The organism is Colwellia ponticola, from assembly GCF_005885605.1.
Lineage (GTDB): Bacteria > Pseudomonadota > Gammaproteobacteria > Enterobacterales > Alteromonadaceae > Colwellia > Colwellia ponticola.
Map to the genome: position 1 here is coordinate 48,660 of NZ_SZVP01000012.1, position 20,154 is coordinate 68,813.

Below are 20,154 nucleotides of genomic sequence, written 5' to 3' on the forward strand. Positions count from 1 at the left end.
AATTTATACCAAAGCCTTTTTGGCATCGCAACAACTTTAGTAGAGCATAAACTCCACTATTGCCTGTCTATAATACTGGTCTGACAAGCTATTGCAGCTAAGTTATTGATTCGAAATTCATTGGTAAAAATCAAGGTAAATATGCCCATTTAAAAAAATTTTAAATAAAAGTAAAAAAAAGTGAACTTTTTTGTTTAGGTATTATTTTGTCTGTGGTCAAGGGCGTTTATTTTTTTAGGGCTTTGATTTAGCGCATAGATCAAAAGGCTGGTCGGTGCTAAACTGCGCACCATAAAATACATCGGCGATATGCGTTACTACATAATAGCGGTCGCTAAATCATTAAAGTAAATGAGTCATCATGGCATTATTGTTAGTCAGTAATGCACTTTAAAATGACTTAAAGCAAAAGATAAGAGGAACTCTTGGTGACCGAACTAAAAAATGATACCTATTTACGTGCGCTATTAAAGCAACCGGTAGACTACACACCCGTATGGATGATGCGCCAAGCCGGTCGTTATTTGCCAGAGTATCGTGAAGTACGTAAAGATGCAGGTGACTTTATGTCAGTATGTAGAGATGCAGACTTGGCTTGTGAAGTGACTATTCAACCATTACGTCGTTTTCCATTAGATGCTGCCATTTTGTTTAGTGATATTTTAACTATTCCGGATGCAATGGGCTTAGGATTATATTTTGAAACAGGTGAGGGACCCAAGTTTGAACGTCCTATTACGTGTAAAGCCGATATAGATAAAATTGGCGTACCTGATCCAGAAGATGAATTAGGTTATGTAATGAATGCGGTGCGCACTATCCGTAAAGAGTTAAAAGGTGAAGTACCACTCATTGGTTTTTCAGGTAGCCCTTGGACTTTAGCAACCTATATGATTGAAGGTGGTAGTTCTAAAGCGTTCACAAAAATCAAAAAAATGATGTTTTCTGAGCCACAAACCTTACACTTATTACTTGATAAACTAGCAGACTCTGTGACTAGTTACTTAAATGCACAAATTGCTGCTGGCGCGCAATCAGTGATGGTATTTGATACTTGGGGTGGTGTATTGTCACCGCGTGATTACAACGAGTTTTCATTACGCTATATGGCTAAAATCGTTGACGGCTTAACGCGTCACAATGAAGGTCGTAAAGTACCAGTAACGTTATTCACTAAAAATGGCGGCATGTGGTTAGAGTCTATTGCTGCGACCGGGTGTGATGCTGTTGCCTTAGATTGGACTATTGATATTGAAAACGCTAAAGCACGTATTGGAGACAAAGTTGCGCTACAAGGCAATATGGACCCATCAATGTTGTATGCACCATTACCACGCATTGAACAAGAAGTGTCAAAAATACTAGCAGGCTTCGGTGAAGGCGGTACAGGGCACGTATTTAACTTAGGGCACGGTATTCACCCTGATGTGAACCCTGAACATGCAGGTCATTTTATTGAGTCAGTACATCGTTTAAGTAAGCCTTACCATAAGTAAACGTTAACTGAGTTTGAAGTAAACATACAAAAACCGCGCTTAATTTATCTTAATGTTATTTTAAAATAAGTTAAGCGCGGTTTTTTATTGACTTAATTTCAAGCTATTTAAGTAGCTAAACAGTTTCTAAAAGTTAGCAACAGATGATAAAAAAGGCACTGTGTGAGTGCCTTTATGTTAGTTTTTACTAAAACTAAAACTAAAACTAAAGCTCGCGTACAACTCAATATTAATCATCTTCAACTTCATAAGCGCTAAAGTCGGTAATACCTTTAGCTTCAAGTAAGCGTCTAACACTCGCGGGTAGCTTTTCATTATTATCTTTAGCTAAATCTTCATCGTCCGGTAGCGGTTGGCCAGTAAAGGCATGTAAAAACGCTTCGCACAACAATTCACTGTTAGTGGCGTGTCGAAGGTTATTTACTTGTCGTCTGGTGCGTTCATCCGTTAACACTTTCAAAACGCGCAAAGGAATAGAAACGGTAATTTTCTTTACTTGCTCGCTCTTTTTACCGTGTTCGGCATAGGGATTTATATACTCATCATTCCACTGAGCCATGGCTATTCCTCTATTTTGTTATAATACCAATACTATTAACTTTATTAGCAACTCATTAGCGCGATTAGCGAGTTTAGAACCGGTAAAATTAAGTAAACATAGCTCTGACTATATTTTATTAGTTTTAAGTAGTTATTAACTTGCCAATAAGCTCCCAAAGGGCGAATACCTAGTAAAAGTAAGGACGTATATGCTGCATTATTGTTCTAGATAAGGGAATTCCCCTCTTCTACAATTAATGTCTTGCTGCGATGCCTTTTAATTTCGCTTAGTTGTCAACAACTTAATGGGCTTGGTATAAGATATTCAATATTGTAATAATATAGATTTTACCTGTTGCAAAAAACCAGTCAAGTAGAAGTTTAGAAGTCTAAAATAACTTGACCCTATTAGTGAAAGTCTTTAGAGTTATAGACGTCCAAACATCTAAACGTGAATGTTATTATTACCGAGCAACAGGTATTGATATTTATCTTGATATATAAGTGCTACTACCGATATATCGAAAAATAAAACTGCGTTAGACTACTTAGTTTATTTAATGGAGAGAACAAAAATGTCGACTACTGACAAAAGTAATATTACCACTTCGGCAGTGAGAGCAGGCATTAATACCGATCAGCATCATGGTGCTGTGGTAGCTCCTATCCATTTATCGAGCACGTATTCATTGAAAGGCTTTAATGAAAAACGTCAATTTGATTATTCTCGTACGGGTAATCCAACGCGATCAACTTTTGCTGAAACGATTGCAAAATTAGAACAAGGTAGTGTTGGTATTGTTACCAGTACCGGTATGGCGGCAGTACATTTACTTTGCCAGTTATTATCAGTGGGCGATACCGTTGTTATTCCACATGATTGTTACGGTGGTAGTTTTAGATTATTTACCCATTTAGCGAAGCGTGGCCAATTTACCTTGATTGTTGTTGATCAAAATGATCAGCAAGCCTTAGCGGATGCTTTAGCACATAAACCTAAGTTAGTGCTATTAGAGAGTCCGAGCAATCCATTATTACGTTTAGTTGATATTGAAGCAACAACCAAAGCCTGCCAAGCGGTTGGCGCATTAGTTGCGGTAGATAACACCTTTTTATCACCAGCACTGCAACAACCTTTAACGTTAGGTGCCGATATTGTTTTCCACTCGACCACTAAATACATTAACGGTCATAGCGACGTAGTTGGCGGTGTTTTAGTAACCAAATCAGCAGAGCTGGGTGAAAAACTTGCTTGGTGGGCGAACTGTATTGGTATAACCGGTAGCGCTTTTGATAGTTTCTTGGCGTTACGTGGATTAAAAACATTACCTGTACGCATGAAGCAACACCAAGAAAATGCTCTACAAGTGGCTAATTTTCTAAAAAATCATCAGGCGATTGAAGCAGTTTATTTCCCCGGGTTTCCTGACCACCCAGGTCATGACATTGCTAAAAAACAACAGTTTGGTTATGGTGCTATGTTAAGTGTAGAGGTTAAAGGTGGTGTTGAAGCCGTTAAAAAGCTATTCGCTAACCTTGAATTATTTACCTTAGCGCAATCATTGGGCGGTGTTGAAAGCCTTATTAGCCACCCTTCTACTATGACCCACGCGGGTATGGAGATAGCTGATCAACTACAAGCGGGTATTACTCAGTCGTTAGTACGGATATCGGTAGGTATTGAAGATATTGACGATATTTTAGCTGATTTAACTTATGGTTTGGCGCAAAGCCAACAGTAAAAGTATTCATTCGGTTACTAAGACGACAAACAAATCAAAGTGTAAAAATAATCTAGCAGTACAGACGGACAGGCACAAAGATGAAACAAGAAAGTAGCACGCTAAGTAAAGTTAACAACGATAGTAGCATAGTCAACAATGAGTTTATTGAACATGATTTTGTTGCTCAAGGCACGGCAGAAAATAAACTGGCTAAACATGCTATTCAAGTACACAAATTTGGTGGGAGTTCATTAGCAACATCCGAGTGTATCAAACGTGTACTTGAAATTATTCGTGCAAACTGTCAACTCAATGACATTGTCGTGGTCTCTGCCAATGGTAAAACTACCGATAGTTTATTTGCTATTTATTCTTTGGTTGAGCGTACTATTGCCGAGCAAGAAAAACAATTAAGCGATGAAATAACAGCAGCAATTTCAGTCTTAGCACAAAGCCAAGCACAACTTATTACCGAGCTATTAAATGCTAATAATAGCAAACAATTATTGTGTCAATTAGATAAAGACATTAGTCAGTTAACTACGTGGTTAGCGGCTGATATTGCTCAACATAAAAATGATATTTTAGCCTTTGGTGAAGTGTGGTCTGCACGGTTGTTTTCAGCGCTACTTAATGAACAAGTTTGTCCAAGTAATTTCATTGATGCCCGAGACTTTCTTGTTATTGATAATGAACAAAGTGGTTTGGTTGACAATGCAACAAGCGCGGCACAGTTAAGGCAAAGACGCCAGTTTGGTAAGTTAGCCGTGATTACCGGTTATATCAGCCAAGATTCGCGTGGTACAAGTTGCACCTTAGGTCGCAATGGTAGTGACTACTCAGCCACTATTATTGCTGCTTTAGTAGCTGCGAGTAATGTGACCTTGTGGACTGATGTTGATGGTATTTATAGTGCTGATCCACGTGTAGTGCCAAGTGCCCGTAAGTTACATCGTTTACCTAACGGTGTTGCTAAAGAATTAGGACGATTGGGTAACCCTGTTTTGCACGCCAAAACATTATTACCACTGATTAACCCATTAAGTGAGCATCATACCCACTTACATGTTGCTAGCAGTTTTGACGCACAAGTTATTGGCACTGAAATTGGTAAATTTGGTCAAATTGCCAAACAAGAGTTATCAGTGACTTACCTTAATGATTTATTATTAGCGCAATCAGTGAGCTTTACTGGTGATTGTGCTGCTAAAGCGCGAGCAGAGTTTGCCCCTATTTGTATGGATGACCAGCAAGGCTTTATGGTTATCACCCAAGCACAACAAAAATCACTAAGTCATTGGTTAGCCAGTCACGATGTCGAAATTACCTTTAAGCCAGTAGCGATTATTGCTACGGTTGGTCATCGCGTAGCCGAGCGAGGCGATATTAAAGCACGCTTTAAACGCTCATTAAAAACAGCGAAACCTTTGCAGTTAGTGGGCGGTGATAATAGCCATAGTGTTATCGCTATTTTGCCAGAGCCATGTTCGATTGAACTACTCAATAAAGTGCATCATGAAATGACCAAAGATGCCCGGCATATTGGTTTAGTCGTTGCCGGTATGGGTAATATAGGTGAGCGCTTTTTAAGCCTATTACCAGCACAGCTTAATAATGTATACGCCTTAGAAAACTTGCATTTAGTTGGCTTGTTGTCATCAAAAAAAGCGTTAATTAATAATGATGGTATTGATGTAAACCAGGCGACATCGTTATTTGCTCAACAAGCGATAGCTTATGATAATGACCAACTTATTTCATGGTTAACCCAGCATCCCTACGATGAATTAATTGTGGTTGATATCACGCCAAGTGAAGACTTTAGCTTACTGTACGAACGCATTTTTGCCTTAGGTATTCATATTATAGGTGCTAATAAATGGGCTGCATCAAGTAGTACACAAGCGTATAACAAGTTAGTAAATACTGCTGATAGCCATAACAGCTTATGGTTAGGTAACACTACAGTAGGTGCAGGCTTGCCAATTAATTATGCCATTGATGACTTACGTCAAAGCGGTGATAGTATTAGTGAATTATCAGGTATATTTTCTGGTACACTTTCTTGGCTCTTTGAAACGTACGATGGCAGTGTTAAGTTTTCAACCTTGTTATTAAATGCCTTAGCACAAGGGATTACCGAGCCCGATCCTCGGGAAGACTTATCGGGTCGAGATGTCCAACGTAAGCTGTTAATTTTAGCACGCAAGGCCGGTTTTGAATTAGCACTTGAAGATATAGACTGTCAAAACTTAGTGCCTGAGGCATTACAACGATTATCCCTTGAAGATTTTCTAAGCAGAGCTAATGAGTTAGATGATTATTTTGCTAGCGCCCTATCTGAAGCGACAAGTAAAGCGGCATGTATCCGTTATGTTGCTCGTTTTCAATATAATGCTAATGCCATTACGGGGAATAATCCAGCAGGTATCAGCGCCAAAGTCAGTTTAGAAGTGCTGCCAAAAAATGATCCATTTGCCAATTTAATACCTGGTGATAACATCTTTAAAATTAACAGTCGTTGGTATCAGGACAACCCCTTAATTATTCAAGGACCTGGTGCCGGACGAGATGTTACTGCTGGCGGATTACATTCAGATCTTGTGAAAATTTGCCAGCAATTGGCCCATAAACAAAACCAAGTAAAAATTAAGGGTATGAGTTAATCAGCAGTAAGTAAGCAGTGTAATGCGTTGTATTTTTACTGCGTTATTTACCAAGGTACTTGCTTGGCTACGTGCTTAGCCAAGCAAGTACCAATCGGGTTCATTTATTAATCTGTTAATGGCTAGACCACTCGCTAACTATTGCTTTTAACTATAATTACTAGCATGATAGCTATTATTTATTTACTTTATCGGTACAATGGCTAAAGATTCACCTCATCAAACATTTTACACTCGACAAATTCAACGTCTGCTAGTAAAAGTCTACGGACAGAGCCCCGTTAAAGACTCATTATTAGATCATGCTATTAGCTATTTTGAACAAGAGCAGTTCCATCCTTCAAACGAACATAAGTCCCTTAATGCTACTCAACTTGAGCAACTACAGCGTGATGAACATCATGCTTGTTTACACGCTATCGCCTTAATTATTCTTGAGCTTGCCGAGGGTGAAAGTTATGCGGAAACTAATCGTAAATCAGCTCAATTCCTTGGTACGGTACAATTACTAAGCCCTACCGAAGGTAGACGGGTTGCTAAGAGTAATGAGCAGAGTAAATCCATTTATAAAGCAGTACTGTGTTTGCGTTTACTTGACCGTTTGATTATTGATGGCCAGGTTGTTGAACCCTATATCAATAAATTTTTAACTAATGTTAGTTCGGAGCAATATATCAATTTTGCTCGCTATGACCGTGAGGGTTATAACCGCTTTGTTGCGCAAGTAAAAATTCCATTGATTATGGCAGCATTATTGCAAGATATTGGTAATTATCATCCTAGCGCTCAAGTGATACTTTTTGGTGAAGAGGGCGAGTTAGATCCTTTTCGTACCCTTGATCTTGAGCAACGTAAAGCCTTGTTGAAAATAAATTACCGTGAAACCATTAAATATTTAAACGAGGGCATTGGTATACCTTCTTTTATTGGCGATACTAAAGAAGAGCGAGATCAGTTCCTTGCTGATGAACAAGGTAAAATGCACTTTATTAAGCTGCTATTAAAGACCAGTGTTAATCCGAAAAACACTATCGGCAATGTGCTTAAAGTACCACAAATTTATACCTCAATCATTTTGTCAACTAAGGCAAGCTATAACTATAAATTACTACCACAAGTTTTTCAGGTGTTAAATAAAAATGCTGAGCTTGGTGCTTGTGCACAAATTGCTGTCGATGCTTTATACACCATTACCGGCATGTTCCCGCAAGGGTTCGGTATTGTTTATATGCCATTAGGTGAATTTGGCGAGAAAGGTGATTGTTATGAATATGCTATTGTAAATAACTTATACCCAAGACAACCAGATCAACCCTATTGTCGGATAACAACACGAAAATTAACCTTTATTAGTTACGGGCAAAACGTCATTATTCCTACCAATAGTAATCTCTATTTTACCCAAACGGCGAAAAAATTAGCTTCATTAAGTAAAGAGCGCTTAAATGAAATACTGGAACTCTTAAGCTCTAATTATCAGGAACGCAAAAAATCTGATTTATTGCCTCGCTGCTGGTATGGCAATGAATTCTTTTCAATAAAAGCTAATCAAAACTTGTGGAATAAGGGGGATACATAATTACAGAACATCGCCATGGCTTGGCTGCTTTTGTCGCTATGTATTATTTTAATGATTACGGCAACATGTTTTTATTAAAGAAAAAAGCAGCTGGCAGGAATGGTTACACGTAAGCAAGTACCGACCTTCATCTTATTTTTATTACTGCTATAGGTACTATAAACAGTAATGTTGGATCATTTTTGTCAGTAGCTTATTGGTTTTATCAATTTCGCTATGCGCTAAAAATTCATTAGGCTGGTGAGCTTGGTCAATAGAGCCAGGGCCGAGCACTATCGTTTGGCAACCAAGCTGCTGAATATAAGGCGCTTCTGTTGCGTAATTAACCGCGCAACAGCTATGACCACTTATCTCTTCGGCAATATCAATCAGTGTACTGGGTTTTTGTTGCTCAAAGCTCGGTGAGCTAGGGTGCATCTCAGCAAAACTGATGCGACCAGGGTAACGTTCAGCTAAAGGTTTTAACGCATCACTTAACCAGTGAATTAATTCATCATCACTCATCCCCGGTAAAGCACGTAAATCAATATCTAAATGGCAATAACCACAAATTCTATTGGCGTTATCGCCTCCTGAAATAGCGCCTAAGTTTAAAGTAGGTGCTGGTACATCGAAGGCTTGGTTTTGGTAAGTAAGTTGAAATTTTTCTTTTAAGGTGATTAATTGGCCAATCACTTTGTGCATTATTTCTATGGCATTAACACCTAGACTGGGTTGGCTTGAATGGCCCGATTTTCCCTTAACAGTAATACGATGTGACATATGCCCTTTATGCATAACAACAGGCACTAAATTAGTGGGCTCACCGATAATGGCAACATCAGGCTTTATTAACTGACTTTTAGCAAAAAAACGTGCGCCAGCCATGGTAGTTTCTTCATCGGCAGTGGCAAGAATATATAACGGTTTTTTTAATTGTTCAGCGGTTAAGTTTTTACATGCTTGTAAAATAAAAGCAAAAAAACCTTTCATGTCACAGGTACCTAAACCAAAAAATTTATCGTCTTGATCAAGAACTTTATGAGGATCTGATTGCCAACTGTTTTCATCAAAAGGTACAGTGTCACTGTGGCCTGCCAATAATAATCCGCCTTCACCGCTGCCTAACTTAGCCAGTAGATTAAATTTATTATTCGTATCAGGTACCGCTTGTATTTCAATGCTAAAGTTTAGCTGTTCAAACCAAGCCGCTAATAGCTGGATCACTGCTTTATTTCCTTGATCCCAACTCGGGTGGGTTGAGCTAATAGAAGAGCACGCAATTAGCTGATTTAAGCTTTGACTAAAACTAGGCAGTTGTCGCATAAATGACCTATAATTATTTGAATAAATACTTAAATAGTTATGCTGATTAGTTGCATAACTACCCACTCGGTGTTACCTTATACTTATAGTGTAAATAACATGCTTTAATAAGGCTACTTCAAAAATGACAAAGGCTATATCCGATTCGAATAACAGTATACAAAAAGTGGCAATTATTGGTGCCAGTGGCTACGCAGGCGCAGAACTTGTCGGGTTATTAAGTAACCATAGCCAAGCACATATTTGTCACCTAGTTGTCTCTGAAAATAGTAGCTCTGAAGGGAAACTGTTTAGTGATTTACATGGTCGGTTTAAAAGTATTTGTGATTTACCCTTAGTAGCTTTTTCATCTGCATGGTTTGATGAATATGCCGCCGATCTAGATGCGGTATTTTTTGCTACTCCACATGATTTTAGTGCTGATTGGGCACAAGCGTTTTTAGACGCGGGCGTAAAAGTATTTGATTTATCTGGTGGCTTTAGGCTTAAAGATGCCAGCGACTATCCTAAATACTACGGCTTTGAACATGCTGATAAGAATGCTTTAGCCAAAGCAATATACGGCTTAGCTGAATGGCAACACGATGATATTGCTAATGCTAACTTAGTTGCCGTGCCAGGTTGCTATCCAACGGCAAGTTTACTGTCGTTAAAACCACTGACGGTGAATAATTTAGTGGTCGAAAATTCATTAGTGGTGGTTAATGGTATTAGCGGTGTTACAGGTGCAGGTAGAAATGCCTCACTAGCGACTAACTTTAATGAAGTGAGTTTGAAGGCTTATAATGTGTTACAACATAGACATCAGCCTGAAATTTCACAAGAAGCGGACATAGCGGTAATATTTAACCCGCATATAGCGCCTTATAAAAGAGGTCTGTTAGCTACGGTTACTTTACAACTTAACGCTGGGGTAACCAGTGCGCAAGTCGATGATGCTTTTATTAGCGCCTATAGCGATAAACCTTTAGTGAGACTAGTGAGTAGTTGGCCAGAAATTGGTAATGTCGCCAACACACCTTTTGCCGATATCCATTGGAAGTTTGATGAGGATAAGCAAGTGGTTGTGGTCAGTTGTGCAATTGATAATGTGCTTAAAGGCGCTTCTTCACAAGCGATACAGTGTTTTAATATTGCCTCGGGTTTACCAAGCGAATATTCATTACTTAATAAAGCGGTTTAACAAAACTGTGAAATAAGCATTCTTAAATAAAAACGTTATAAATATATTAAGGCACAACAAGGTATCTAATGAACAATTCATGCTCTACCTCACAAGCAACTCCAATAGTGAAACCTTTAGTAATTAAAATTGGTGGCGCTATTCTTGAAAAAGAATCTGCTCTTGGCGCTTTACTTGCGGTTATTGCCACTTTAAAAAATAAGCAAGTGGTATTAGTGCACGGTGGCGGTTGTGTTGTTGATGAAATGTTGGCACAAGCCGGTTTTACCACGGAGAAAAAACATGGCTTACGTGTTACGCCAAAAGCACAAATACCGTTAATTAGCGGTGCTCTAGCTGGAACCGTTAACAAAGCTATTGTTGCTACAGCCAATAGTATGGATTTAGCCGCTGTCGGGTTATCATTAAATGACGGCGATATGACCAGTTGTACGCTATCGCCCCAAGACTTAGGTCAAGTGGGTATACCAAAAACTAATAACAGTAAATTATTAGACAGTTTATTAAAGAATAACTTTCTACCGGTAATCTCTTCTATTGGTGCGTTAGCGAATGGCGATTTAGTGAATGTAAATGCTGATGATGCTGCCGTTGCTATTTGTCAGTTATTAAATGCCGAGCTTTTATTGTTAACAGATGTTAATGGCGTTAAGGGTGCAGAAGGTGAGTATTTATCTTCACTTGACGCAGAACAAGCGCAAAGTCTTATAGAACAAGGTGTCATTGCCGGCGGTATGACGGCAAAAGTTAAGGCAGCATTGCAAGCAGCAAAACAGTTACGACGAAGCATCGCGGTTGCCAGTTGGCAGTCGCCAGAGCAAATTACTCAGTTACTTGATGGTCAAGGTGTTGGCACACAAATTCAGCCCAACTAACTTTAACAAAACTAATGTCAGTAAAGCGAGTTTCAGCAAAACGAAGATAACGCACCTGTAAATAAGCAGAAATTATTGCCGTTACCTATTTTTGCTAAGTTAAACATCAGCATTAATGATATAACTATCAAGTTATCTAAATGGAATAGTGAGAGAAAATTCTTATGTCGTTAAATAAAGCATTACAAAAAATGAATAACTTTTTAGCTGATGATCAGCTAAAAAAAAATGAACTATTAGCCTTAATCGATTTAGCGATTAATATTAAGCAAAACCCTGAAGAGTATAGTCAAGCACTAGCGGGTAAGTCAGTTGCGATGATTTTTGAAAAACCATCGTTAAGAACGCATGTTAGCTTTGATATGGGTATTAATAAGCTAGGCGGTCATGCCTTATACTTAGGCCAACAAAATGGCAAATTAGGTGAACGTGAGCGCGTTAGTGATTACGCTAAAAACTTGTCTTGCTTTGCTGATGCCATTGTAGCGCGAGTATTTAGTCATGATTCTATTCAAGGCTTGGCAGAGCATGCTAGCGTACCTGTTATTAATGCCTTGTGCGATCTTTACCACCCGTGTCAGGCACTTGCTGATTTTGTTACCTTGTCAGAAACTTACCCAGATTTAAGCCAAGTAAAGCTAGCTTATGTAGGTGACGGTAATAATGTCTCTAACTCGTTAATGATTATGGCAGCTACCTTAGGTGTAGATTTTACTTTAGTATCGCCAAAAGGCCATGAAGCAGCAGCTGATATAGTGGCAAAAACAAAACGACTAGCTCAAGCTTCAGGTAGCAAGTTGATACTGACGACGGATATTGATGCCATCGGCAAACAAGATGTTATTTATACCGATACTTGGGTTTCTATGGGCGATGAAGATGCCAGTAAAAAAGCGGAAATTTTAGCGAAATTTGCTCCTTATCAAGTCAATCATGCGTTAATGGAAAAAGCGCAGGCAAATATGGTATTACACTGTCAACCAGCCCACTTAGAAGAAGAAATAACCACTGAATTATTTGATAGTGAATTATCAAAAGTATTTCAACAAGCTGAAAACAGAATGTGGGCACAAAATGCCGTACTTGTTGCATTATTTAGCCATTAACTATTATGCTAGTGGTCGCGATTAGACAAGTACGTTAATTAACAAAAAAGTTTCATAATACAGTTCAATAATACAGTGAACAAATAGTTTGAGCTCAGTGGGTGATAACACCCACGGGTTATACATATAAATTTAAGAGAGATGAACATGGCTTTAGCAGAAAAGAAAAAGATAAAAAAAGTAGTATTAGCATACTCAGGTGGTTTAGATACTTCGGCTATCATTCCATGGTTAAAAGAAAATTACGATAACTGTGAAGTTGTTGCTTTTTGTGCTGATGTTGGTCAGGGCGAAGAAGAATTAGTGGGTATTAAAGAAAAAGCTATCGCTTCAGGTGCCTCTGAATGTTACGTTGCCGATCTTAAGGAAGAATATGTTAAAGATTATATTTACCCAATTCTTAAAACAGGTGCGGTATACGAAGGTCAATACTTATTAGGTACGTCAATGGCTCGTCCTATTATTGCTAAAGCGCACATTGAAATTGCGTTAAAAGTAGGTGCTGATGCGGTATGTCATGGTTGTACTGGTAAAGGTAATGACCAAGTACGTTTTGAAGCTTGTTTTGCTGCCCTTGCACCAGAGCTAACAGTTATTGCGCCATGGCGTGAGTGGGACATGGTTTCTCGAGAAGATTTATTAGATTACTTAGCAGAGCGTAACATTCCTTGTTCAGCCTCATTAACTAAGATTTATAGCCGTGACGCTAACGCATGGCATATTTCTCACGAAGGCGGTGAGTTAGAAGATCCGTGGTGTGAACCTTCTAAAGAAGTGTGGACTATGACGGTTGATCCTATGGATGCACCAGACGTACCTGACAGAGTAGAGCTAAGCTTCGTTGAAGGTGAATTAGTTGCCGTTGACGGTAAAGACTTCTCACCAACAGGCGCAGGCGCTTATGAAGCACTAGTATATCTTAATGCAAAAGCGGCAGCACACGGTGTGGGTAGAATCGATATTGTTGAAAACCGCTTAGTGGGCATGAAGTCTCGTGGCTGTTATGAAACACCAGGCGGCACAGTGCTAATGGCTGCATACAAAGGCTTAGAATCACTTATTTTAGATAAAGAATCGTTAAAATACCGTGAATCTGTTGGTCATGAATTCTCCCATGTTATTTATGACGGCCGTTGGTTTACGCCATTAGCTAAAGCGCAACTTGCTTCTGCAGCCTCTTTTGCTGAAAAATTAACGGGCGATGTTGTGGTTAAGTTATACAAAGGCATGGCGCAAGTAACGCAACGTCGTTCACCAAACAGTTTATACTCTGAAGAATTTGCTACCTTTGGTGCTGATGATGTTTATGACCAAAAACATGCCGAAGGTTTTATTCGTTTATTTAGCTTATCTAGTCGTATTACTGCGCTTTCTCAAAAAGCTGCTGCTAACGCTAAAAAGGGAAGCTAGTCATGGCATTATGGGGCGGCCGTTTTAAAGGCGAAGCAAGCGTACAATTTAAAAGATTCAATGACTCATTGCCTGTCGATTATCGTATGGCAGTACAAGATATTGTCGGTTCAATTGCTTGGGCCGGCGCTATTCATAGTGTTGGCATCATTAACGATGGTGAACTGGCACGTTTAGTGGCAGCACTTAATGAGTTGAAAGCTTCTGTTGAAGCAGATCCTGAACAAATATTATCATCAGATGCAGAAGATATTCATAGCTGGGTTGAGATTCAATTAATTGAAAAAACTGGCGATTTAGGTAAAAAGCTACACACAGGTCGTTCTCGTAACGATCAAGTAGCTACCGACTTAAAACTTTGGTGTAAAGAAACTGGTGGCGACTTATTGTTTGCCTTAGTTAATTTACAACAAGCAATGATGAACTTAGCTGAACGTGAAAAAGATACGGTATTACCGGGTTACACGCATCTACAACGTGCACAACCAGTGACCTTTGGTCATTGGTGTTTAGCTTATGTTGAAATGTTTAACCGTGATATCGGTCGTTTAAAAGATGCACTTTATCGTTTAGATGTTTCGCCACTAGGTTCAGGCGCTTTAGCCGGTACGGCGTATCCAATTGATCGTAATGCGCTTGCTAGTAGTTTAGGTTTTAGAAGAGCAACGATGAATAGCCTTGATGCTGTTTCTGATAGAGATCACGTGATTGAACTATTGGCAGCAGCTAGTATTTCAATGATGCATTTATCACGTTTTGCTGAAGACCTTATTTTCTACAACTCAGGTGAAGCCGGTTTTGTAGAAATGAGTGATTTAGTAAGCTCTGGTTCATCATTGATGCCACAGAAGAAAAACCCTGATGCTTGTGAGCTAATTCGCGGTAAAGCAGGACGTGTTTTTGGTTCGTTAACCGGTATGTTAACAACCATGAAAGCCTTAGCCCTTGCTTATAATAAAGATATGCAAGAAGATAAAGAAGGCTTATTTGACGCGCTTGATACGTGGCAAGAATGTATGGAAATGGCCGTGTTAGTTGCCGATGGTTTGAAAGTAAACCGTTCACGTACACTTGCTGCAGCGCAACAAGGTTATGCTAACGCTACTGAGCTTGCTGATTACTTAGTGGGTAAAGATATTCCGTTTCGTGAAGCACACCATATTGTGGGTGAAGTAGTCTTAGCGGCTATTGATAAAGGCGTACCTTTAGAAGATTTAACTATTACGCAACTGCAAGAGTTTAGCGATAAGATTGAGCAAGATGTTTACCAACATTTATCAATTGAATCAACGCTGAACAAGCGTGAAGCGCTAGGTGGTACTTCACGCTCGCAAGTGCAAAAAGCCCTTGCAACGATACAATCGGGTAACGAAGCTATTTTAAATGAGCAAGTCGTTGGCGCACCAGGTAAACAAAGAATTGAAGTGGCACTTAAGCAAGTAAAACAACGCTTAAATGCGCAGCGCGCTGCTGCTATGTCTGTTCGTCGTGCCAGAATGTCGGATGTTGATAGTATTCATCAATTAACGAATTACTGGGCCGATAAAGGTGATATTTTAGCGCGTACGCGTGACAATATCATTCACGATATTCAAAACTTTGTTGTTGCTGAACTAGACGGTGTGGTTGTAGGTACGGCGTCGCTTTACATATATCAAACCGGTTTAGCTGAAATTCGCTCTGTTGTTGTGCAAGATACTGCGCAAAAACAAGGGCAAGGCGAAGCGCTTGTTCAATACTTATTAGAGTTCGCTCATCAAATGGAATTAGAGCAGATTATTGTGCTTACTTATATTCCACAGTATTTTGAACAACTTGGTTTTAATATTATTGATAAAGGCTCATTAGCTGAAAATATTATTGAAGACAGTGAACCAAGCCCGCATAAAGATCCTGCTGATGAAGTAGCGATGGAATATATACTTAGTCAACCTGAAAAGGTATAAACGCTGAGGCTGTAGCTTGTCTGTCAATCAATAACGTCACTCACTATTACTATTGAGTGACGTTATTTTTTTAGTGTAATATGCGTCTAGTTAAGTAAGTCAAAAAACTAAGTAAGTAAAAAATAATTCAATTAAGTTACTCTAAACAGGTAGTCATCATTTAAAGCATGGAAAACATCAATAATAGCGAGCAAAATTACGTTAAGTGGTTTAGAAATGCAGCACCTTATATTAATGCTCATCGTGGAAAAACCGTGGTACTTATGTTTGGCGGTGAAGCGGTTACGCATCCTAACTTTGCCAATATCATTCATGATATTTCTTTATTACGTAGCTTAGGTGTCAAATTAGTGGTGGTGCATGGCGCTCGACCACAAATTGAAGATCGCATGCAGCAACGCGGCATTGCTGGTAACGTTGTTAATAATATCCGTGTGACTGATGGGCAGACCTTAGTAGCGGTTAAAGATGCTATTGGTTCATTACGCCTGCATATTGAAGCTTTGCTTTCTACTGGTTTAGTTAACTCGCCTATGCACGGCTCACAAATTAGAGTTAGTACGGGCAATTTTGTTATCGCTAAACCCATGGGCGTTCGTAATGGCCTTGACTATAAATACACGGGTAGCGTTAGAAGAATAGATTCTGCGGGCATTAATATGCAGCTTGATTATGGCTCTATTGTGCTACTCTCGCCAATCGGTTACTCGCCAACAGGAGAAGTTTTTAACCTTGCTTTAGAAGATGTTGCAACGCAAGCAGCGATTTCGTTAAAAGCAGACAAGCTTATTGCCTTTACCGAAGACGAAGGGCTTATTGACGAATCAGGTAAATTAATTCGCAGTTGTAGCGTTCGCACGGTAAAAACCTTACTTGACAAAAATGATTGCCATGTCAGGCAATTATTACTTCGCTCTATCATTCAAAGTGGTGAAAATGGCGTTGAACGCTGTCATTGCGTCAGCTATCAAAGTGATACGGCGCTGTTACAAGAGTTGTTTACCCGTGATGGTGCAGGGACCTTAATTGCTAAAGATCATAAAGAATTAATTGCTACCGCGACTATCGATGATGTTGCTGGTATTTTAGAATTGATCCAACCACTTGAAGAAGAGGGGGTATTAGTCAAGCGTTCTCGAGAGTTACTCGAGATGGAAATAGACTTTTTTACCGTACTCAAAAAAGAAGATGTTATCATCGCCTGTGCTGCTTTATACCCATACCCAGAAGCCAAGTCAGGAGAGGTCGCTTGCGTGGTCATTGATCCTGATTATCGTAAAGGTAATCGCGGTGAGCGAATTATCAATGCCATAGAGCTAAATGCTAAAGAAATGGGCTTAACCTCTTTATTTTTGTTAACGACGGTCAGCGGGCATTGGTTTAGAGAGCAAGGTTTTATTGAATCTTCACTCGATAGGCTACCTGAAGGCAAAAAGCAAATGTATAACTTTCAGCGTAACTCGCAAGTGTTTATCAAAGAGATATAGTGTTCTTAGCATAAAAATAAAAAAAGCAGTTAGTGTTAACTTAACTGCTTTTTTATTGTCTAGGGATTACTGTGCATCACTGACTTAATACCCAGTAGTAATGAAAAAGAGCAATTAAAATAACTCTTCTACCTTGGGTTGTTCCTCACCGGATAATATGTCACTACTGTTATCTTCAATAATATAGTCTGTCGGTACATTCTCTAAACGAAAGTACTCGAACTGACTGGTTTTATCGGTTTTAGTGGTTAGCTTACCGGTTGCTTTGTCTATGCGTACTGACACTATACCAACAGGAGGCTGAAACGCTTCAACCTCAATATCCGCTAATGCCACCTCCATAAAATCAATCCAGGCAGGTTGTGCCGATTTAGCACCATACTCTTTACCCGTAGTTTGATTTTTTCCTAAATTATTATTGTAAACCGATTGACCCAATATATGACTCGGATCATCAAAACCTATCCAAGAGGTAGTGACTAAACGTCGACTAAAGCCTGAAAACCAAGCGTCTTTAGCTTCGTTGGTTGTGCCGGTTTTACCCGCAATATCACGACGTTTTAGTGTTCTAGCTCGCCAGCCAGTGCCTTGCCAACCATGCTTTGTAGACCAATCGGCGCCCCAAATAGCACTGTTGAGTGCTTGGGTTATTAAAAAGGCATTTTGGGCACTGATAATACGTGGTGCCGAATTAATTACTGCTAATGGGCTTGCTACGGTATTGTCTGCTAGTGAATTGTTAATTAACGCACTATCCGTTATCGCTTCAACAGATTGTGCTGATGCATTATTGGTGTCACCTAATTGTTGATTATCTGTTGACCATTTATCATTGTTAATCATGGGGTCAGTATTAGCCGATGTGACTTCTTGCGGAGTATTTTGCAGCTCAGTACAAGGGTCGCAAGCTAAAGCTGGATTGGCTTGATAAAGAATCTCACCATAACTATTTTCAATGCGCTCAATTAAATAAGGCTTAACTAAAAAGCCACCATTAGCAAAAGTAGCAAAACCTGTTGCCACTTCTAATGGTGTTAATGATGCAGACCCTAGTGCTAAGGTTTCATTATGAGGTAAGTCATTTTTATTAAAACCGAATGAACTTAAATGGTCGACGGTTTCGTTAACGCCAATACTTTGTAATAAGCGCACTGCGATAACGTTTTTTGATTGGGCAAGAGCTAATCGAACACGTAATAGACCGACATAAGTTTCAGGGGAATTTCTAGGACGCCATACCACACCTGAGCTTTGATCCCATTGGTTTATCGGTGCATCATTAACCAAAGAAGCGAGAGTGAAACCATGTTCAAGGGCAGCAGAATAAATAAACGGTTTTATGTTAGAGCCAACTTGACGCTTTGCTTGTGTGACTCGATTAAATTGACTTTGCTCGAAACTAAAGCCGCCTACGGCAGCTTTAATCGCACCATCATCAGGTGATAACGACACGATTGCGGCACTGGCAGTTGGTAGTTGCCCTAAACGATAACTGTTGTCAGCCATTTTGTTTACTAAAATAACATCACCATAATTCAGTATATCAGCGGCCACTTGGGGAGGGGGACCTTGTCTTTGATCATTAATGTAAGCGCGAGCCCAGCCAAGCCCTTGCCAAGTAATGACCGCTGACTGTTCATTTTGTAACTGTACCGTTACCGACTTCTCCTCAACACTAGTGACCACAGCTGGTACTAGCATTTGATAACTTTTTTCGTTGTCCAGCGCTTCAATGATTTCTGCTTGTGTTAGCGGTGAAGTATTTTTGACAGGACTATCGGTATTACGACTATTAGTATCACTATTGTTGGTTGTTAAGCTAGGTTTAAGCGAACGATGCGGACCTCGATAACCATGACGTTGATCGTAATTTAATAAGTTATTTACCAGTGCTTGTTCGGCAGCTGTTTGTAGTTTTTCAGTCACGGTAGTAAATACTTTGTAGCCTTCGCTATAAGCTTTATCTTTTCCATAACGTTCAAGTATTTCGTTATGAGCCATTTCAGCAACATAGGGGGCACTTAATTCAATTTCAGCGCCATGCTTTTTACCTGTGATAGGTGCTGCTAGCGCTACTTGATATGCTTGCTCTGTAATATAACCACTAACGAGCATGCGTTGTAATACAACAGAGCGACGTGCTTGTGCACGCTCAGGTGATCGAATTGGGTTTAACGTAGAAGGCGCTTTAGGTAATCCTGCTAATACGGCGATTTGTGCTAGGGTAAGGTCGTTAATGTCTTTACCATAATAAACTTGCGCGGCGGCACCAAAGCCAAATGCTCTGTGGCCTAATTCAATTTTATTAATGTAGAGCATTAAAATCTCATCTTTACTGAGTAAGCTTTCAATATGAAATGATAAAAATATTTCTCTAATTTTACGTGTGTAAGTGACTTCACGAGTAAGAAAAAAGTTACGTGCAACCTGCATGGTTATCGTACTCGCGCCACCTTTATCTTGCCCCATGAGTTTCCCGAGTATGGCACGCCCCATACCTATAGGATCAACACCAAAGTGCATATAAAAACGATCATCTTCGGTGGCTAATAAGGCATCAATCAATTGTTGAGGCACCTGATCTAAGGTCAGTGGTATACGTTTTTTTTCACCAAACTGTGAAATAAGTAACCCCTCTTGACTATACACTTGTAGTGGTGTTTGCCAGTGCACATCTTTTAATGATTCCACACTAGGTAACTCTGAACGCATCGAGATATATAAACTATAAACAGCAATTGTGGCTAAAACTAAGAGAATCAGACTGACTTTTAATAAAGATTTAATTGAGAACAAAGTAAAAGGCCAATAAGTAGATTAAAATGTAGGATAATAGT

The 20,154-nt window shown here is 39.4% G+C and carries 13 protein-coding genes; 10 read left to right on the forward strand and 3 right to left on the reverse strand.

Annotated features, from left to right (window positions below):
- The first annotated feature begins 428 nt into the window (after window positions 1-428).
- Complete coding sequence (gene hemE, locus FCS21_RS12055) at window positions 429-1,496, forward strand: uroporphyrinogen decarboxylase (protein ID WP_138623728.1); 1,068 nt, start codon at window positions 429-431, stop codon at window positions 1,494-1,496.
- A gap of 229 nt (window positions 1,497-1,725) precedes the next feature.
- On the opposite strand, the gene metJ is transcribed toward hemE, so the two are convergent.
- Complete coding sequence (metJ, locus tag FCS21_RS12060; protein WP_138623731.1) at window positions 1,726-2,055, reverse strand: met regulon transcriptional regulator MetJ; 330 nt, start codon at window positions 2,053-2,055, stop codon at window positions 1,726-1,728.
- 556 nt (window positions 2,056-2,611) lie between these two features.
- Here metJ and metB point away from each other — a divergent pair.
- From metB to FCS21_RS12075, 3 genes are all read left to right on the forward strand, one after another.
- A complete protein-coding gene (gene metB, locus FCS21_RS12065) occupies window positions 2,612-3,778 on the forward strand; it encodes a cystathionine gamma-synthase (protein WP_138623733.1) in 1,167 nt (388 codons plus the stop codon).
- Window positions 3,779-3,858: 80 nt separating this feature from the next.
- Window positions 3,859-6,426: a bifunctional aspartate kinase/homoserine dehydrogenase II gene (metL, locus tag FCS21_RS12070; protein WP_138623735.1), complete on the forward strand. Its 2,568-nt coding sequence runs from the start codon at window positions 3,859-3,861 to the stop codon at window positions 6,424-6,426.
- 199 nt (window positions 6,427-6,625) lie between these two features.
- Window positions 6,626-8,005 carry a hypothetical protein gene (locus FCS21_RS12075; RefSeq protein WP_138623737.1) on the forward strand — a complete coding sequence of 460 codons (1,380 nt, stop codon included), beginning with the start codon at window positions 6,626-6,628 and terminating at the stop codon, window positions 8,003-8,005.
- Between the two features lie 156 nt (window positions 8,006-8,161).
- Here the strand turns inward: FCS21_RS12075 and argE are convergent, their stop codons facing one another.
- Window positions 8,162-9,310 (reverse strand): acetylornithine deacetylase, encoded by a 1,149-nt coding sequence (argE, locus tag FCS21_RS12080; protein ID WP_138623739.1) that lies wholly within the window; start codon window positions 9,308-9,310, stop codon window positions 8,162-8,164.
- 124 nt (window positions 9,311-9,434) lie between these two features.
- Here argE and argC point away from each other — a divergent pair, with 124 nt between their 5' ends.
- The 6 genes from argC to argA all read left to right on the forward strand — a co-directional run bounded on the left by argC (window position 9,435) and on the right by argA (window position 17,317).
- Window positions 9,435-10,493: an N-acetyl-gamma-glutamyl-phosphate reductase gene (gene argC, locus FCS21_RS12085; protein ID WP_138623741.1), complete on the forward strand. Its 1,059-nt coding sequence runs from the start codon at window positions 9,435-9,437 to the stop codon at window positions 10,491-10,493.
- A gap of 68 nt (window positions 10,494-10,561) precedes the next feature.
- Window positions 10,562-11,368: an acetylglutamate kinase gene (argB, locus tag FCS21_RS12090; RefSeq protein WP_138623743.1), complete on the forward strand. Its 807-nt coding sequence runs from the start codon at window positions 10,562-10,564 to the stop codon at window positions 11,366-11,368.
- A gap of 191 nt (window positions 11,369-11,559) precedes the next feature.
- A complete protein-coding gene (locus tag FCS21_RS12095; protein ID WP_171035701.1) occupies window positions 11,560-12,474 on the forward strand; it encodes an ornithine carbamoyltransferase in 915 nt (304 codons plus the stop codon).
- Between the two features lie 147 nt (window positions 12,475-12,621).
- Window positions 12,622-13,884 (forward strand): argininosuccinate synthase, encoded by a 1,263-nt coding sequence (locus tag FCS21_RS12100; RefSeq protein WP_138623747.1) that lies wholly within the window; start codon window positions 12,622-12,624, stop codon window positions 13,882-13,884.
- Between the two features lie 2 nt (window positions 13,885-13,886).
- A complete protein-coding gene (gene argH, locus FCS21_RS12105; protein WP_138623749.1) occupies window positions 13,887-15,830 on the forward strand; it encodes an argininosuccinate lyase in 1,944 nt (647 codons plus the stop codon).
- Between the two features lie 167 nt (window positions 15,831-15,997).
- Window positions 15,998-17,317 (forward strand): amino-acid N-acetyltransferase, encoded by a 1,320-nt coding sequence (gene argA, locus FCS21_RS12110; RefSeq protein WP_138623751.1) that lies wholly within the window; start codon window positions 15,998-16,000, stop codon window positions 17,315-17,317.
- A gap of 114 nt (window positions 17,318-17,431) precedes the next feature.
- On the opposite strand, the gene FCS21_RS12115 is transcribed toward argA, so the two are convergent.
- Window positions 17,432-20,113, reverse strand: a complete 2,682-nt coding sequence (locus FCS21_RS12115) for a penicillin-binding protein 1A (RefSeq protein WP_138623753.1) — start codon at window positions 20,111-20,113, stop codon at window positions 17,432-17,434.
- Window positions 20,114-20,154 lie beyond the last annotated feature (41 nt).

Excerpts from the sequence above, each read along its gene's own strand:
- argE (WP_138623739.1), bottom strand. The coding sequence starts at position 9,310 with ATGCGACAACTGCCTAGTTTTAGTCAAAGCTTAAATCAGCTAATTGCG.
- FCS21_RS12095 (WP_171035701.1), top strand. The coding sequence starts at position 11,560 with ATGAATAACTTTTTAGCTGATGATCAGCTAAAAAAAAATGAACTATTA.
- argH (WP_138623749.1), top strand. The coding sequence starts at position 13,887 with ATGGCATTATGGGGCGGCCGTTTTAAAGGCGAAGCAAGCGTACAATTT.
- metB (WP_138623733.1), top strand. The coding sequence starts at position 2,612 with ATGTCGACTACTGACAAAAGTAATATTACCACTTCGGCAGTGAGAGCA.
- FCS21_RS12100 (WP_138623747.1), top strand. The coding sequence starts at position 12,622 with ATGGCTTTAGCAGAAAAGAAAAAGATAAAAAAAGTAGTATTAGCATAC.
- FCS21_RS12075 (WP_138623737.1), top strand. The coding sequence starts at position 6,626 with ATGGCTAAAGATTCACCTCATCAAACATTTTACACTCGACAAATTCAA.
- argB (WP_138623743.1), top strand. The coding sequence starts at position 10,562 with ATGAACAATTCATGCTCTACCTCACAAGCAACTCCAATAGTGAAACCT.
- argA (WP_138623751.1), top strand. The coding sequence starts at position 15,998 with ATGGAAAACATCAATAATAGCGAGCAAAATTACGTTAAGTGGTTTAGA.
- metL (WP_138623735.1), top strand. The coding sequence starts at position 3,859 with ATGAAACAAGAAAGTAGCACGCTAAGTAAAGTTAACAACGATAGTAGC.
- metJ (WP_138623731.1), bottom strand. The coding sequence starts at position 2,055 with ATGGCTCAGTGGAATGATGAGTATATAAATCCCTATGCCGAACACGGT.
- argC (WP_138623741.1), top strand. The coding sequence starts at position 9,435 with ATGACAAAGGCTATATCCGATTCGAATAACAGTATACAAAAAGTGGCA.